Genomic DNA, 239 nt, shown 5'->3' with positions numbered 1-239 from the left:
CACTAATACCGCTATTGAGCAACACAACCAAAATGCTAAAACGCTCAAAGGCAAACAAGCTGAGTTAACTACGCTTAAAACGCAAGTTGATCAGTGGCATTTACTTAATAAAGTATTAGGCGATGCAACCGGTAAAACCATGCGTAATTTAGCGCAAACGCAAACTTTAAAAATACTGCTGCACTATGCAAATAGTCATTTAAAAACCCTTAATAAACGCTATGAATTAACCGCTATTG

Annotated in this window: 1 protein-coding gene; it reads left to right on the top strand. The window is 36.8% G+C overall.

All coding sequences use genetic code 11. The annotated features are described in order from the left end of the window. Positions 1–239 (top strand): hypothetical protein (locus AAEY62_RS24515; protein WP_350637091.1); only part of this gene is annotated, 239 nt, incomplete at both ends.

The organism is Pseudoalteromonas sp. GW168-MNA-CIBAN-0100 (assembly GCF_040309225.1).
Taxonomy (GTDB): Bacteria; Pseudomonadota; Gammaproteobacteria; order Enterobacterales; family Alteromonadaceae; genus Pseudoalteromonas; species Pseudoalteromonas arctica.
This window is presented reverse-complemented; position numbering and strand designations above follow the sequence as displayed.